We start from the raw sequence: 15,615 nt of genomic DNA, 5'->3' as shown, positions 1-15,615 counted from the left end.
TCGCCGGGTGCCGACGAACCAGACCAGTGCCACGCAGCCCCGCGAGAAGGCGGGCGCCAAGGTCGTGCTGTGGCTGCTCCTCGGGCTCGGGGTGCTGTTCGGCGGGCTCTACGTCGCCGCGCACTACGTGGCCGGTGACAAGGTCCCGCGCAACACCACCGTGTCCGGCGTCCGCATCGGCGGACACCCCCAGGAGGAAGCCGCCGAGCGCCTGCGAGCCGGGCTCGCCGATCGCGTCGCCCGCGACATCGCGACGACCGTCGAGGGCAGTGAGATCGCCATCGACCCCGCCCAGGCGGGGCTGTCGGTCGACTACGACGCGTCGGTCGCCGAGGCCGGCGGCGAGCGGAGCTGGGACCCGGTCCGGCTGTGGAACTACTTCACCGGCGGCGAGGCCACCGAGGCGGAGGTGGAGGTGGACGAGCCCACCTACAACGCCTTCCTCGCCGGTCTCGACGAGCAGCACGGCTCGACCGCCCGCGACGGTGCGGTCCGCTTCGACGGCGACAAGATCACGACGAGGCAGCCCCGCACCGGTCAGGCGCTCGACCCCAGCGACACCCTCGACGCGCTCGAGGCGGCCTTCCTCGAGGAGGACCCCGACGTGGTCGCCCTCGAGATGACCGAGGTCCAGCCCGCGATCGACGCCACCGACGTCCAGGAGGCGCTCGACGCCTTCGCCTCGCCCGCCGTGGCCGCGCCCGTGACCCTCGCCTTCGAGGGCTCGCAGGTCGCCCTGCGCCCCGCGGACTACACCGCGGCCCTGTCGCTCGAGCCCGTCGACGGCGAGCTCGTCCCGACGCTGGACTCCGCCCGGCTCACCGAGGTCGTCGGCGGCAAGGTGACCCAGGGTGCGCCGGTCGACGCGACCGTGGCGCTCGTCGACGGCGCCCCGCAGGTGGTGCCCGCCAAGCCGGGCGTCACGTTCGACGCCGCCGAGCTCGAGGCGGGCTTCCTCGGCGTGGTCGCCGCGCCGCAGGGGGAACGTACGCTCACGCTCTCCGCGAAGGTCGCCAAGCCGGACTTCACGACCAAGGAGGCCCGCGCGCTGCAGGTCCGCGAGCGGGTCTCGACCTTCACCACCTACTTCCCCTACGCCGAGTACCGCAACGTCAACATCGGCCGCGCCGCCGACATCGTCGACGGCACGCTGCTCAAGCCGGGGGAGACCTTCTCGCTCAACGACACGGTCGGCGAGCGCACGGAGGCCAACGGGTTCACCAAGGGCTTCGTCATCAACGACGGCATCCTGGTGCAGGACCTCGGCGGCGGCGTCTCCCAGATGGCCACCACGCTGTTCAACGCGATGTTCTTCGCCGGTCTCGAGGACGTGGAGCACAAGCCCCACTCGTTCTACATCGACCGCTACCCGGTGGGCCGCGAGGCCACCGTGGCGTGGGGCGCGGTCGACCTGCGCTTCAAGAACGACACCCCGTACGGCGTGCTCATCGACACCTCGTTCACCGACTCGACGCCGTCGTCGTCGGGCGCGGTGACCGTGACCATGTACTCGACGAAGTACTGGGACATCACCACCACCACCGGCGAGCGCTACAACCTGACCAAGCCCAAGACCCGGCGCATCGACGACCTCACCTGCCACCCCAACGAGGGCTACGGCGGTTTCGACATCGACGTGGTGCGCTACTTCCGGCCGGTCGGGGAGAACACCGAGACCCGCGAGGACGAGGTCTTCACGACCACCTACATCCCCAGCGACACGGTCATCTGCACCAACCCCGACGCCGTCGACGAGTAGCGCTGCTCAGCGCCGTACGGCGGCGCGGGCGGTGATGCCCAGGACGGCCGCCGCCGCGACCGCGGCGACGGCACCCACCAGGGTCGAGGCCGGCTCGTCGGTCAGCCGGCCGACGGCGATCCACGCCAGCCCCCACGCCGCGGCCGCGGCGAAGGTCCAGCGGGGGCCGGTGCGGGCCACGACGAGGGCCGCGACCGCGACCACCACGGCGATGACGGCCGCGGCGACGAGCTCGCCCACCAGCGTGGAGGTCTCGACGCCCTCCTCCACGAGGGTCGCGGTCACGTTGGCGCACGTCGCCACGGCCACCCAGCCGAGGTAGAGGCCGAAGGTGCCGTCCACCACGACCCGCTGCACGAGCGACGGAGCGGGACCGAGGTCGGTCAGCCGCTGCACGAGCACGCCGAGCACCACGACGAGGGCGACGATCACCACGACGCTGGCCCACAGCCACCCCTGCTGCGTGACGAGCAGCCAGGCCGCGTTGAGCACCATGGACGCGGCAGCCGGCCAGCCCGTACGCCGGGCGCGCAGGTCCGCCGTCGAGGACGGCAGCCACTGCCACACGGTGTAGGCCGCCAAGCCGGCGTAGATCACCGACCAGATCGAGAAGGCCGGCCCCAGCGGCGCCAACAGCGTCGCGTCGGCAGCCAGTGCCCCTCCGGAGGACTCCTCGACGCGGGTGCCGATGACCCCGACGCCGACCAGCGTGCCGAAGACGCAGAACACCTCCGCCAGCGTGACCACCACCTGTCGCGTGCGGTCGGCTCCGGTCGTGTCGGGTGCGGTGCTCTGGGTGGTCGTCACGCCGCCATCCAACAGGACGGCAGGTGAGCTCAACCCGGTGCGGCGAGGTAGCGGTTGGAGTGGTGCGTGACGAAGCCGAGACGCCCGTACGTCGCGATCGCGGCGGTGTTGTCGACCTCGACGTGCAGCCACGCGGTCGTCGCGCCGAGCGAGGCGCCCCAGTCCAGCAGGTCCGCGACCACGGCGGTGCCGAGTCCCTCACGTCGACGCCCGGGTGCCACCTCCACCGAGTGCAGCCCGACCCAGTCGCCGTCGACGTACGCCTCGCCGCGGGCCAAGAGCTCTCCGTCGACCAGCTCGACGACGCACCGGGAGCCGGTCTCGGTGAGCGCGGTGCCGTCGAGGCCACGGCCGGCGGCCCGCAGGGCCCGCGACGTCGGCGCGACCTGGAAGTGCGAGTCGCCGCCCGGCACCGGCGTCCAGCCCAGCGAGCGGAACCACCGCTCGTAGGACGAGCGCTGCTCGACCTGCACCGTCGGCACCTGCCCGCGCGCCTCGTAGAAGCGGCGGACCTCGTTGGTGGCGTGTGTCAGGGGCATGTCTGCGTCGCCCATCGCGAGGGCCGAGTTGGCGCGCTTGCGGGGACGGTCGCCGGGTGCTGGGGGGCGTGCGCGCAGCACCCACTCGCCGAGGTCCACCCGTTCGGTGTCCGGCCACAGGCCGAGCCCGTGGTCCTCGGCCGTCCGGGCCCGCACCCGCGCTCGTACGGAGGCGCGCGGCGGCACCGGCTTGCCGGTCACCACGTCGGCCAGGGGGATGGTCACGGGCCCGTGCCCCTCCCGGTCGACGCTCAGCGAGTCCGCGTCCCACGACGTGCAGACCCCGAGGACGTCGCTGGCGCGCCCGTCGGGAAGCAGGTGGCGCACGACGACGCGCTGCCCCACGACGTGCGGGCCGAGCGCGTGGCGGCCGGTCGCCGTCTCGCCTGCGCGGGGTTCTGACGTGTCTGCCACCCGCCGGATACTAGAGTGATCCGACACGCATCACCCATCCGTGCAGACCCGCCTTCAGGAGGACCTGGTGACCTACGTCATCGCCCAGCCGTGCGTCGACCTCAAGGACCGCGCGTGCGTCGACGAGTGCCCCGTCGACTGCATCTACGAGGGCAAGCGGATGCTCTACATCCACCCCGACGAGTGCGTCGACTGCGGCGCGTGCGAGCCGGTCTGCCCGGTCGAGGCGATCTTCTACGAGGACGACACCCCGGAGGAGTGGAAGGGCTACTACGACGCCAACGTCCACTTCTTCGACGACCTCGGCTCGCCCGGTGGCGCCGCCAAGATGGGTGTCATCGACAAGGACCACGAGCTCGTCGCCGCGCTGCCCCCGCAGGAGCACGACGAGTGACCGACCTTCCGATGGCCGAGGGGGTCGTACGTCGACCCTCCCGAGACCACCGGAAGGTGTCGCAGCGGCTCCCGGACTTCCCCTGGGACAAGCTCGCGACGTACGCCGAGACGGCGCGCGCCCACGCCGACGGGGTCTGTGACCTCTCGGTCGGCACGCCCGTCGACCCGACTCCCGCGGTCGTCCAGGACGCACTGCGGGCCGCGGCCGACTCCCCGGGCTACCCGACGACCATCGGGCTGGAGGAGACGCGGCAGGCGGCGATCGACTGGCTCGGCCGGCGCCACGGCGTGACCGGGCTGGGGCTCGACGGCGTGCTGCCGGTCATCGGGTCCAAGGAGCTCATCGGCTCGATGGCGGTGCACCTGGGCATCGGCCCGGGCGACCTGGTCGGCTACCCGGCGCTGGCCTACCCGACGTACGAGGTCGGCGCCGCGCTCGCGGGTGCCGACAGCCTCGCGACCGACTCGCTCACCGCCTTCGGACCGCGCACGCCGCGACTGCTCTGGCTCAACAGCCCGGCCAACCCGAGCGGGCGCGTGCTGCCGCTGGAGCACCTGCGCAAGGTCGTGGACTGGTGCCGCGAGCGTGGCACGATCCTCGTCTCCGACGAGTGCTACATCGAGTGCGCCTGGTCCGACGACCCCGCCGACGCGCCGCTGTCGATCCTCGACCCGCGGGTCAACGGCGGCTCGCTCGACGGCGTCCTCGCCGTCCACTCGCTGTCCAAGCGCTCCAACCTCGCGGGCTACCGCTGCGCCTTCCTCGCCGGCGACCCGGCGCTGGTCGGCGAGCTGCTCGCGGTCCGCAAGAACCTCGGCCTGCAGATGCCCGGACCGCAGCAGCGCGCGATGATCGCGGCCCTCGACGACGACGCGCACGTCGAGGAGCAGCACGCGCGCTACGCCGCACGGCGTACGCTCCTGCGCGGCGCGCTCGAGGCCGCGGGCTTCACCATCGACCACTCCGAGGCGTCGCTCTACCTCTGGGCGACCCGTGGCGAGGACTGCTGGACGACCGTCGCCGACCTCGCGGCGCAGGGGATCCTGGTCGCGCCCGGCGAGTTCTACGGCGCCGCCGGTCGCCGGCACGTGCGCGTCGCGTTCACCGCCACCGACGAGCGGATCGCCGCCGCGGCGCACCGGCTGGCGGGCTGACCCCCGTACTTGTCGGGGTGTCCTGACTCCTCGAGGGGGTTGCAACGGCCTCCAGGAGCCAGATTCCCCGCTCGAGCGGGGAAACCGCGGCCGCCCGCGACCTCACTCGAAGACGTCGACGTGCACGTGGTCCCGGTGCTCGAGGATCGCCCGGTCGCCGCCCGAGGACGACGGCACGCGGTAGTCGCGCCAGCCGTCGCCCGCCCACGACCCTGCGCGCCAGATCCGGTCGTCGAAGATGATCGTCCGGATGTGCAGCCGGTCGGCGTTGGCGACGAGGTAGGACGCCATCGCCCAGCCGCGCTTCTTGTTCTCGGCGTTGACCGGCCGGAAGAACACGTCGACCGCCCGACCTTCGTAGTGCGCCGAGCCCTCCATGTGCCCGCTCGACACACCGCCCGGCTCGAAGCCGCCGAGGGACAGCTGGCCGAAGCGCGCCTCGAGGTCGCGGCGTACAGCGGTGGCTCGCGGGACCAGGCCGGTCTCGTCGATCTGCGCGTCCACCTGCTCGGCGTCGCCCGGCACGTCGCACCACAGCGCACCCGGTGAGTTCCCGGTCAGCGCCGAGGCGAGCACGCGGCCGTCCTTCTCGTGGTCGGCGTACGCGTCGGGGTAGGCCGAGCGTTGCACCTCCTGGGCCGCGACGGTGATCTCCATCGAGTCGTAGCCCTCGACCTGCTGCAGCGCGTCGAAGAACGCGTTGGTCGCGTAGACCGGGTCCGTCAGCTGCTCGACGGTGCCCCAGCCCTGCGAGGGGCGCTGCTGGAAGAGCCCGACGGAGTCACGGTCGCCGTAGTCGATGTTGTAGAGCTTCGACTCCTGGTAGGCCGTCGCGAGGGCGATGCTCGCCGCGCGCGCCGGCATCCCGCGCTCCATCGAGATCGCCGTGATGAGGGCGGCGTTCTCCGCCTGCTCGAGGTCGACCTCCACCGTGTGTCCGTCGACCTCCGCGGTGCACCCACTGGTGTCCAGGATCGACGGCACGCCGCCGCGGTCCACCAGCACGAGGCCGGTCGCCACGGCACCGAGCGCCACGACGGTGCCGACGGCGACCGTACGGAGGGAGGGCACGGCGGGTCCGGTCAGTTGGCGTGCAGCGCCGCGTTGAGGGCGATGCCCTCGCCCTTCCACGGCACGGCCTCGATGGCGCCGCTGACCGAGTTGCGGCGGAACAGGATGTTGTCGACGCCCGAGAGCGTGGCCGCCTTCACCACGCGCGGCTTGCCGTCCATGTCGGAGACGGTCACCTTGGTGCCGGCGGTGACGTAGCAGCCCGCCTCGACCACGCAGTCGTCGCCGAGGGAGATCCCGATGCCGGCGTTGGCGCCGAGGAGGCAGCGCTCTCCGATGGAGATGACCTCCTTGCCGCCGCCCGACAGGGTGCCCATGATCGAGGAGCCGCCGCCGACGTCGGAGCCGTCCCCGACCACGACGCCGCCGGAGATCCGGCCCTCGACCATCGAGGTGCCGAGGGTGCCGGCGTTGAAGTTCACGAAGCCCTCGTGCATCACGGTCGTGCCCTCCGCGAGGTGGGCGCCGAGCCGGACGCGGTCGGCGTCGCCGATCCGTACGCCGCTGGGCACGACGTAGTCGACCATCCGCGGGAACTTGTCGATCCCGAACACCGTGACGTGCTGTCCGCTCGCGCGCATCCGGGCGCGGGTCGCCTCGAAGCCTTCGACGGCGCACGGGCCGGCCGAGGTCCACACGACGTTGGTGAGCAGGCCGAAGACCCCGTCGAGGTTGAGGCCGTGGGGCTTGACCAGGCGGGTGGAGAGCAGGTGGAGTCGCAGCCACACGTCCTCGGTGGACGTCGGCGCCGCGTCCAGGTCGGCGATCTCGACGAGCCGCACCTCACGTCGTACGCCGCGGGCCCCGTCGTCGCCCTCCAGCGCGGTCAGCTCCGCCGGGGCGTCGCCGTCAGTCGCGCCGAGCACGGGGGAGGGGAACCACGCGTCGAGGACGGTGTCGCCCGACGAGCCGGCGTGGAGGGTCAGCAGGGCATGTCCGGAAGCAGCAGTCACGGGGCAAGGGTACGGAGGCCGATCCACCCGACCGGGCGGCGCCCTACTGCCCGGTGCGGCCGTCGATGCACTCGCGCACCAGGTCGGCGTGCCCGCAGTGGCGGGCGTACTCCTCGATCATGTGCACCACGATGTCGCGCACCTCGGTCGGCTCCCCGTGCACGTCGACCACCGCGTCGAGGTCGGTGCGCTCGAGCACCTCGCGTGCGTACGCGACCTCCGACTGCCACAGCGCGTGGCTCGCGCGGACGAGGTCGTCGTCGGCATCGGGGAAGGTGAAGCCCGCGTCCTCGGCCTCGTCCTGGAAGAGCCGCTGGATGTCCATCCGCGCCTCGATCACCCGGCGGAACCAGCTCTGCTCGACGCGCGCCATGTGGCGCACGAGGCCGAGCAGGGAGATGTTGGACGGCGGCACGGCCCTCGTCGCCAGCTGTTCCGCGGTGAGGTCGTCGCACTTGAGCGCGAGGGTCTGGCGGTAGTGCTCGAGGTAGCCCACGAGGCACTCGCGCTCCCCGCGGGTCGGACCTGCCTGCATCCGCGGGTCCTGGTCGGTCGGGAGCCACATGCCGTCGTACCCGGGGTGCGCCATGGGATCACCCAACCGCCGGTGTCGGCGACGGGCAAGTCGACCACCCGCGGACGTACGCGCTGCTACGGTCCGGGCATGAAGCACCGGGGGATGGTCCTGTCCTTGCTTGCTGCCGTGACGCTGCTCCCTGCGACCCAGGCACAGGCCGAGCCGGTGGTCGTGGGCTCGCACGGAGTCGTCACCGGTCACGCCCCGGGGATGCCGGCGGCCAGCGAGCCCTGGCGGATCCTCGTCAGGGGCAGCCTTGAGCTCGACTCGCGCGCCGACACGTGGAAGGGATCCGCCACGCTCGGAGGTGCGGTCCCGGCCGGCGAGAGCGTGATGGTGAGCTGGATCCCGGGCATCCAGCGCCCGGCGGGCTGTGAGCCGCTCATCCAGCTGGCCGAGACGGTCACCACCCTCGATGCGGCGAACACGGTCTCCGTGACGCGGCCGCTCCCGGAGGGCTTCCTCACCGAGCAGCCGAGCTGCCTGCGGGTGACGACGTTCTCCAGGAACGCCGTCAGTGACGAGCTCGTCGGCGAGATGGCGTCCGTCACCTGGATGGCAGGCGCGCAGGCCCGCCCCGCTGCGCCGCTGCGGGTCGCCGCCGGACGGACGACGCCGGTCCTGCTGATGGTCACCTCCCACGTTCGCGGCACCAGCAACGTCGCCGTCACTGGCTCCGGTCCCGGCGTGCGCATGCGCGACCTCGCGCTCGGCCCGGTCCTCGCCGACCGGACCGTCCCGGTCGTCGCGAAGATCCGCGCCCCCGGCATCGCCGACTCCGAGCTCGCCCTCACCGCGCGTGACGACCTGGCCAGCACCTCCTTCGACCAGTCGTGGGAGATCCGGGCGCGGAGGATCGCCGCCCGTCGGCCCCTCGCCGGCAGCTACGAGTCGACCGACGGCGCGGTGGAGTTCCGGCTCACCGAGGACAACCGGGTGGTGCGGCTGCGCACGTCCGCAGTGCTCTGCGAGGGCTCCAGCGTCACCAAGGCCGTCTATCCCGTCGAGATCCACCTGCCGCGCAGCGGCGCGACGGCTGCGGTGACCCAGCTCGGCAGCCGCTGGCTCGGGGCCCAGCTGCTCACCCGCAAGCGCGACCGCGTCCGGGGGACGTTCGCCTACACCTCGCCCACCTGCTCGATGTCCCTGCAGTTCGTCGCCCGTCGTCAGGGCTGACGCGGGTCGGCGCGTCCACGGAACCGATTGGCGCGGCCTCGCGCAGGAGCCGTACGATCGCCGCAGGCGCTTGAGCCGTCATCAGCGGCGAGCCTCGGGAAGAACGGGTACGGCGATCCGGCCGCCACCTCACTAGACCCCGACGGGTACGGCCCGACACAGCCGGAACGAAGCGGGGGTCCCCGGACCCCAAGCGAGGTGGTACCGCGGTCGCCAGATCGTCCTCGTGTCAGAAGACCGAGACGTACGACGCACCCGCGAGGAGCAGCCCGATGGCCTACCCCAAGGTCAGCCACACCGACGCCACCGCCGTGGCCAGCAGCCCGCGCTTCCCCGCGATCGAGGAGGCGGTGCTGGCCTACTGGGAGTCCGACGACACCTTCCGTGCGAGCGTCGAGCAGCGTGACGCCGGGCAGGACGGCGCCAACGAGTTCGTCTTCTACGACGGCCCGCCCTTCGCCAACGGCCTGCCGCACTACGGCCACCTGCTCACCGGCTACGTCAAGGACCTCATCCCGCGCTACCAGACGATGCGCGGCAAGCGCGTCGAGCGTCGCTTCGGCTGGGACACCCACGGCCTGCCCGCCGAGCTCGAGGCGATGCGCCTCAACGGCATCAAGACCACCGACGAGATCGTCGAGCTCGGCATCGAGAAGTTCAACGAGGCCTGCCGCCAGTCGGTGCTGAAGTACACCGGCGAGTGGCGCGACTACGTCACCCGCCAGGCCCGCTGGGTCGACTTCGACAACGACTACCGCACCATGAACCCCGAGTTCATGGAGTCGGTCATCTGGGCCTTCAAGCAGCTGCACGACAAGGGCCTGGTGTACGAGGGCTTCCGCGTGCTGCCCTACTGCTGGCAGGACGAGACGCCGCTGTCCAACCACGAGCTGCGCATGGACGACGACGTCTACCAGATGCGCCAGGACCCGGCCGTCACCGTCGGCTACGACGTGACCACCGACGGTCCGTTCAAGGGCGTCAAGGTGCTCGTCTGGACGACGACGCCCTGGACCCTGCCCTCCAACCTCGCCGTCATGGTCGGCGAGGACATCGACTACGTCGTGGTCACCTCCGACGGCCCCACCGGCAGCCCCGAGCGCTACCTCGTCGCCGAGGCCCGCCTGGCGTCGTACGCCCGCGAGCTGGGCGAGAGCCCCGAGGTCACCTGGCGCGGAAAGGGCGCCGACCTCGTCGGCCTCGAGTACGCCCCGCCGTTCAGCTACTACGCCGGCCACGAGCGGGCCTTCCGCCTCGTGCCCGCCGAGTTCGTGACCACCACGGACGGCACCGGGCTCGTGCACACCGCCGGCGCCTTCGGTGAGGACGACAAGGTCGTCACCGACCGCGAGGGCATCGAGGCCGTCATGCCGGTCGGCAAGGACGGGCGCTTCACGTTCCCGGTCACCGACTACGAGGGCATGCAGGTCTTCGACGCCAACCTGCAGATCATCGACCACTTGAAGGCGGCCACGCGCGGCGAGGGGGAGACGGGAAGCGTCACCGCCGGCACGGTCCTCGTGCGCCGCGAGACCTACGACCACTCCTACCCCCACTGCTGGCGCTGCCGGCAGCCGCTGATCTACAAGGGCGTCTCGTCCTGGTTCGTCGAGGTCACCAAGGTCAAGGAGCGCCTGATGGCGCTCAACCAGGAGATCCGCTGGGTCCCCGACCACATCAAGGACGGCCAGTTCGGCAAGTGGCTGGAGAACGCCCGCGACTGGTCGATCACCCGCAACCGCTTCTGGGGCTCCCCGGTGCCGGTGTGGAAGTCCGACGACGAGCACTACCCGCGCGTCGACGTCTACGGCTCGTTCGAGGAGATCGAGCGCGACTTCGGGCGGCTGCCGCGAGACAAGGACGGCAACCCCGACCTGCACCGGCCGTTCGTCGACGAGCTGACCCGGCCCAACCCCGACGACCCCACTGGCAAGTCCACGATGCGTCGCGTCACCGACGTCCTCGACGTGTGGTTCGACTCAGGCTCGATGAGCTTCGCGCAGGTGCACTACCCGTTCGAGAACAAGGACTGGTTCGAGCACCACTTCCCGGGCGACTTCATCGTCGAGTACATCGGCCAGACGCGCGGCTGGTTCTACACGATGCACGTCCTGGCCGGCGCGATCTTCGACCGTCCCGCCTTCTCGACGTGCCTGAGCCACGGCATCGTGCTGGGCAACGACGGTCAGAAGATGTCCAAGTCGCTGCGCAACTACCCCGACGTGCGCGAGGTCTTCGACCGCGACGGTGCCGACGCGATGCGCTGGTTCCTCATGTCGAGCCCGATCCTGCGCGGCGGCAACCTCGTCGTCACCGAGCAGGGCATCCGCGACTCGGTGCGGCAGGTGCTGATCCCGCTGTGGAACAGCTGGTCCTTCTTCAGCCTGTACGCCAACGCGGCCAAGGGCGGCGCCGGCCACGACGCCACCTGGCGCGCGGACAGCAGCCACCCGATGGACCGCTACATCCTGGCCAAGCTGCGCGACCACGTCGCCGCCATGACCGACCAGCTCGACAACTACGAGGTCGCGGCCGCGTGCGACTCCACGCGCACCTTCCTCGACGTGCTGACCAACTGGTACATCCGGCGCTCGCGCGAGCGCTTCTGGGACGAGGATGCCGACGCCTTCGACACCCTCCACACCGTGCTCGAGGTGGTCTGCCGCGTCACCGCCCCGCTGCTCCCGCTCACGACCGAGGAGGTCTGGCGCGGCCTGACCGGCGAGCGCTCGGTGCACCTCACCGACTGGCCGTCCGCCGACGACCTGCCGGCCGACGACGCGCTCGTCGCCTCCATGGACGCCGTCCGCGATGTCTGCTCGGCGGGCTCGGCGCTGCGCAAGGCCGCCAACCTCCGCAACCGCCTGCCGCTGTCCGGGCTGACGGTCGTGAGCGACGCCGACCTCACCGGCTTCGAGTCACTGGTCGCCGACGAGCTCAACCTCAAGGCCGTCACGCTCCTCGCGGCCGACGCGCCCGAGGCGGAGTCGTACGGCGTCTCGCAGCGCCTCACCGTCAACGCGCGCGCCGCCGGCCCGCGCCTGGGCAAGGACGTCCAGCTCGCCATCAAGGGCTCCAAGTCCGGCGACTGGACCGTCGCCGAGGACGGCACCGTCACCGCCGGCGGGCTCGTCCTCGTCGAGGGGGAGTACGCCCTGGAGACCGTCGCCGGCACCTCCGACGACGACACCGCGATCGGCATGCTGCCGCGGGGCGGCTTCGTCGTGCTCGACACCGCCGTGACACCGGAGCTCGAGGCCGAGGGCACCGCCCGCGACCTGGTGCGCGCGGTGCAGCAGGCCCGCAAGGACGCAGGTCTCCAGGTCAGCGACCGCGTCGCGCTCGCGCTCGCCGGACCCGCGGAGACGCTGGCGGCCGCGCGCACGCACGAGGCGCTGATCGCCGAGGAGACCCTCGCGACGAGCGTGACCTACGCCGAGGCGAGCGAGGTGGCCGTGCAGGTCACCCGCGCCTGACGCGCGCCACGGGATCTCGGGGAGACACGCGGGCATGGATGCACCCAGCGACATCGACGCGCTCGCGGACGCGCTGCGCGAGGACGGCGTGGTGATCGAGCGCGCGATGGGGACCGGGGAGACCCAGGACGCCCACGACCGCATCGCCGCTCTCGTGCGCGAGACGCCCTTCCCGGTCTACGTCGCCCTCGTGGAGGACCTCGACGGGTTGCCGGACGACGCGACCGCCGCGAGCGAGGCGATGGCCGGGCTGCTCAACCGGCGGCTCGGCGACGGCCTCTACGTCCTCCAGACCACGGACAGCTCCCAGCGCGTGTGGTCCTACGGGCTGGGCGCCGACCCGGCCGGCCTCAGCCTCGCGGCCTACGCCAACGGCGACCTGCTGGAGGACACGGTGGCCGACCTGGCCGGACCGATCGACACCGAGGACTACGTCTACCTGCCCCCCACGATCCTCGCCGAGGCCACGGTCCGCACCGCTGAGGGAATCGTCGAGGTCGGTCGGCAGGAGCCCAGCGGCGAGCGCCCCGTGACGCTGGAGCAGTCCGACGCCGACCGGCTCGCCGAGCGCGCCGTCGAGCTCGACGCGGCTGCGAGCTGGCGCCCCCGGGTCGAGGAGTTCGTCGACGTGCGCGTCGCCTCCCCGGGGACTTCGATCCTCGTCGGCGGCCTGTCGGGGCTCGTGGTCGCCCTGCTGCTCGGCCAGACGCTGGTCGGCTGGCCGCGACGCCGCGAGCCGGCGCCGGAGGTCGCTGCCCCGGTGGTCCCGCGGCCACCGGACCTGCACGCCGAGCGACGCATCGCGCGGGCGCAGGTCGATGCCCTGACCACCGCCCTCGCCGCGACGGACTGGGCCGCGGTGCACGACCGCGACACCGCCGGTCGCGCGCTGACCGCCCGCGACGCGGTCGAGCCGTTGCTGGCCTCGGACGACGTCGCGGACCTGGTGGGCGCCCAGGTGGTCGCGCGCGCCGGCTCGCGCGACCTGAGCTGCGGCACGCGGGGCCGCGGCACCTCGCTGCGGACCTGCTTCTTCGACCCGCGACACCCCGAGGCGAGCGCCGAGGCGAGGTGGCGGCTCGGGGACGGCGAGGTCGAGGTGCCGTGCTGCGAGGCGTGCGCGACCGCGGTCCGCAGCGGCCGGAGCCCGGACCACCTCCGCCTCCCGTCAGGTCGCGACAGCCAGCCCTACTGGGAGCGCGGCGACGTGTGGGCCCGTACGGGCTTCGGCGCCACGACGGACTTCCTGGCCCGCGACGTGCTGGCGGACCGGGAGCGTGCGCGATGAGCGCGGCACGCCGTCCTGGGCGCCGCCCGAAGGGTCGCCCCAAGGGCCACCCCAGGCGTGGCCGCGGGAGCCGACTCAAGGGTCGCCTCGAGAGTCGGATGGTCGCTCGCCCGGCCGAAGGCCAGGCCCGGCCCGGCCACGTCGTCCGTCGTGCCGGCTGGTTGGTCGGAGCCGTCGCCGGCGTGGTCGTCGGGGTGCTGCTCGGCATCTCGACGCAGAGCTGGCAGGAGTCCCGGGAGGCCCGCGACATCGAGCGACGCGCAGAGGAGTTCGCACGCACCGACGTCGTGCCGCCCCCGGGCGACGCCGTACGCGCCCTGCTGGAGCAGGACTCGCTGGTCGTCGTCGACCCGCTGCTGGCCGACCGGCTGCCGACGGAGGACGTGGGCCGCGCCGAGGCGATCCTCGAGGGCGCCGACGTACCGGCCCGCATCGCCTACCTCACCTATCCCGGGACCCCCCGCGAGGGCTACACCAACAGCGGTGCGCCCGTGCAGTGGAGCACCGGCGTCGGCGAGGTGGGCCACTACACGGTGCTCTGGGACACCGGGTTCGCAGACACCGTGGCAGTGGGGCTGGAGCCGCCCTACCTGCAGTCCCGCGTCGAGGGAAGGCCCGGCCCGGCGCTGGTGCGCGTAGCCGAGGAGATGGTGACCTGGGGGGCCGAGCCGCTTCCCAGCGAGCCCCGCGAGCCGAGCAGGAACGACTACTGGGGTGCCGGCGGGGGCGTGGCTGCGCTGCTCTTCGTCGGCGCGTTCGTCGTGCTGCCCCTGTTCGCCCTGCTGCGCTGGTACGTCGGATCCCGACGACGGAAGGTCACCTGAGTGATGAGCACCGACGAGATCACCGACGAGACGATCGCCGAGATCGAGCAGGAGCTCGACGACGACGGTGTGTGGATCGACCCCGCGTTCGCCCGGAGCCAGGGCATCTCCGCCGACGACGAGGCCCGCATCGAGGAGGCGGTGGCCCAGACGGAGCAGGCCGACCTCAACGTCGTCCTCGTCGAGGTGTCCACCGACGACGAGCGCTTTCAGGGCAGCTTCGGCAGCCTCAGCGCGTGGATCCACGACGGCCGGGGCGGTGACGCGACCTACGTCGGCTGGGAGGCGTACGGGGCGCCCGAGGTCCAGGTCGACGCCTACGGCGACCAGCCCGACACGACGTACGTCGACAACGTCGCCGCGCACCAGGCGCCCGACGACCTCGCGGACCAGGTGGTGCGGATCGCCGAGATCATCGACGACGGCAACGCCGACCGGCTGTGGGACGAGGTCCCCGACGACGAGAAGTACTACTGGACCGCCGACGAGGGCGTGCAGGCCTCGGAGGTGCTCGGCGGCCTCGGCGTGGTCGCCGTGCTCGCCGCGCTGGTCGCGGGGGTCGTGGTCGCGCGTCGCCGGCGCCGCGCCCGACCGACCGGCTTCACCCTCCCGACCACCGTGCTCCACACGATCCGCAGCGCGGAGGACCGGCGGTTGCGCCAGCAGGCCGATGCGAAGGTCCTCGCCCTCGGTGAGGCGATCGGCCGCGGCGAGCCCGGCGGCACGGCGAGCTCCCTCGACGCCTGGCAGCAGGCGCTCGACCACTACGCCGCCGCGAGGTCGATCCTCCAGCAGGCCGCAGCCCCGGCCGACGTCGTCGGTGCGCTGGTGCTCGCCCGCCGCGGTGACGACGCACGCGCGACGGCGGAGCGGAAGGAGCCGGCAGCGTGGACGCCGCAGCCGTCCTGCTGGTTCAACCCGCTGCACGACGGCCCGACCAGTGAGGTCGTCTGGCGCGACGACGAGCGGCAGGTCGACGTACCTGCCTGCACGGCGTGCGCTGCGGACGTGCGCGAGGGCCGCGAGCCGCGCGACGTGCTCGACTTCATCGAGGGCGACCGCACCGTGCACTACTACCGTCTCGACCTCGGCGCGTGGACCCGTACGGGCTACGGCGCGCTCGAGCGCGACCTGCTGGGGGCCCTGCGTTCCGGCGCCGGTCGCCTCCGGCGATAGCGGG

General features: G+C 72.4%; 13 protein-coding genes. 8 read left to right on the top strand and 5 right to left on the bottom strand.

Features of this window, described 5'->3' with window-relative positions:
* Positions 1–7 precede the first annotated feature (7 nt).
* Positions 8–1,759 carry a VanW family protein gene (locus IE200_RS12460; RefSeq protein ID WP_191279804.1) on the top strand — a complete coding sequence of 584 codons (1,752 nt, stop codon included), beginning with the start codon at positions 8–10 and terminating at the stop codon, positions 1,757–1,759.
* A 6-nt stretch (positions 1,760–1,765) separates the two neighbouring features.
* Here the strand turns inward: IE200_RS12460 and IE200_RS12455 are convergent, their stop codons facing one another.
* Both IE200_RS12455 and IE200_RS12450 read right to left on the bottom strand, forming a co-directional pair.
* Positions 1,766–2,566, bottom strand: a complete 801-nt coding sequence (locus tag IE200_RS12455) for a tryptophan-rich sensory protein (protein WP_191279803.1) — start codon at positions 2,564–2,566, stop codon at positions 1,766–1,768.
* Positions 2,567–2,595: 29 nt separating this feature from the next.
* Positions 2,596–3,519, bottom strand: coding sequence for a GNAT family N-acetyltransferase (locus IE200_RS12450; protein ID WP_191279802.1), 924 nt, complete (start codon positions 3,517–3,519; stop codon positions 2,596–2,598).
* A 67-nt stretch (positions 3,520–3,586) separates the two neighbouring features.
* Here IE200_RS12450 and fdxA point away from each other — a divergent pair, with 67 nt between their 5' ends.
* Positions 3,587–3,913, top strand: coding sequence for a ferredoxin (gene fdxA / locus IE200_RS12445; protein ID WP_056604759.1), 327 nt, complete (start codon positions 3,587–3,589; stop codon positions 3,911–3,913).
* 11 nt (positions 3,914–3,924) lie between these two features.
* Positions 3,925–5,070 carry a succinyldiaminopimelate transaminase gene (dapC, locus tag IE200_RS12440; protein WP_191279870.1) on the top strand — a complete coding sequence of 382 codons (1,146 nt, stop codon included), beginning with the start codon at positions 3,925–3,927 and terminating at the stop codon, positions 5,068–5,070.
* A 102-nt stretch (positions 5,071–5,172) separates the two neighbouring features.
* Here dapC and IE200_RS12435 read toward each other — a convergent pair whose 3' ends face one another.
* The 3 genes from IE200_RS12435 to IE200_RS12425 are packed head-to-tail and all read right to left on the bottom strand — an operon-like array spanning position 5,173 to position 7,683.
* Positions 5,173–6,141, bottom strand: coding sequence for a hypothetical protein (locus IE200_RS12435; RefSeq protein WP_191279801.1), 969 nt, complete (start codon positions 6,139–6,141; stop codon positions 5,173–5,175).
* An 11-nt stretch (positions 6,142–6,152) separates the two neighbouring features.
* On the bottom strand, positions 6,153–7,094 hold the full coding sequence (gene dapD, locus IE200_RS12430) for a 2,3,4,5-tetrahydropyridine-2,6-dicarboxylate N-succinyltransferase (protein WP_191279800.1): 942 nt from the start codon (positions 7,092–7,094) through the stop codon (positions 6,153–6,155).
* A 43-nt stretch (positions 7,095–7,137) separates the two neighbouring features.
* Complete coding sequence (locus IE200_RS12425; protein WP_191279799.1) at positions 7,138–7,683, bottom strand: DinB family protein; 546 nt, start codon at positions 7,681–7,683, stop codon at positions 7,138–7,140.
* A 75-nt stretch (positions 7,684–7,758) separates the two neighbouring features.
* Between IE200_RS12425 and IE200_RS12420 the strand changes: the two genes are divergently transcribed.
* The 5 genes from IE200_RS12420 to IE200_RS12400 all read left to right on the top strand — a co-directional run bounded on the left by IE200_RS12420 (position 7,759) and on the right by IE200_RS12400 (position 15,611).
* Positions 7,759–8,847, top strand: a complete 1,089-nt coding sequence (locus IE200_RS12420) for a hypothetical protein (RefSeq protein WP_191279798.1) — start codon at positions 7,759–7,761, stop codon at positions 8,845–8,847.
* A gap of 272 nt (positions 8,848–9,119) precedes the next feature.
* Entirely contained in the window at positions 9,120–12,323 is a 3,204-nt protein-coding gene (ileS, locus tag IE200_RS12415; RefSeq protein ID WP_191279797.1) for an isoleucine--tRNA ligase, read from the top strand.
* Between the two features lie 34 nt (positions 12,324–12,357).
* Positions 12,358–13,611, top strand: coding sequence for a hypothetical protein (locus tag IE200_RS12410; protein WP_191279796.1), 1,254 nt, complete (start codon positions 12,358–12,360; stop codon positions 13,609–13,611).
* 98 nt (positions 13,612–13,709) lie between these two features.
* Complete coding sequence (locus tag IE200_RS12405; protein ID WP_191279795.1) at positions 13,710–14,435, top strand: hypothetical protein; 726 nt, start codon at positions 13,710–13,712, stop codon at positions 14,433–14,435.
* 3 nt (positions 14,436–14,438) lie between these two features.
* Positions 14,439–15,611 carry a hypothetical protein gene (locus IE200_RS12400; RefSeq protein WP_191279794.1) on the top strand — a complete coding sequence of 391 codons (1,173 nt, stop codon included), beginning with the start codon at positions 14,439–14,441 and terminating at the stop codon, positions 15,609–15,611.
* The last annotated feature ends 4 nt before the right edge of the window (positions 15,612–15,615 follow it).

Origin of the sequence: Nocardioides flavus (ex Wang et al. 2016) (assembly GCF_014653115.1) — a bacterium.
Lineage (GTDB): Bacteria > Actinomycetota > Actinomycetes > Propionibacteriales > Nocardioidaceae > Nocardioides > Nocardioides flavus.
Note: the sequence above shows the minus strand (reverse complement) of the source record. Positions and strands in the feature narration are given on the sequence as shown.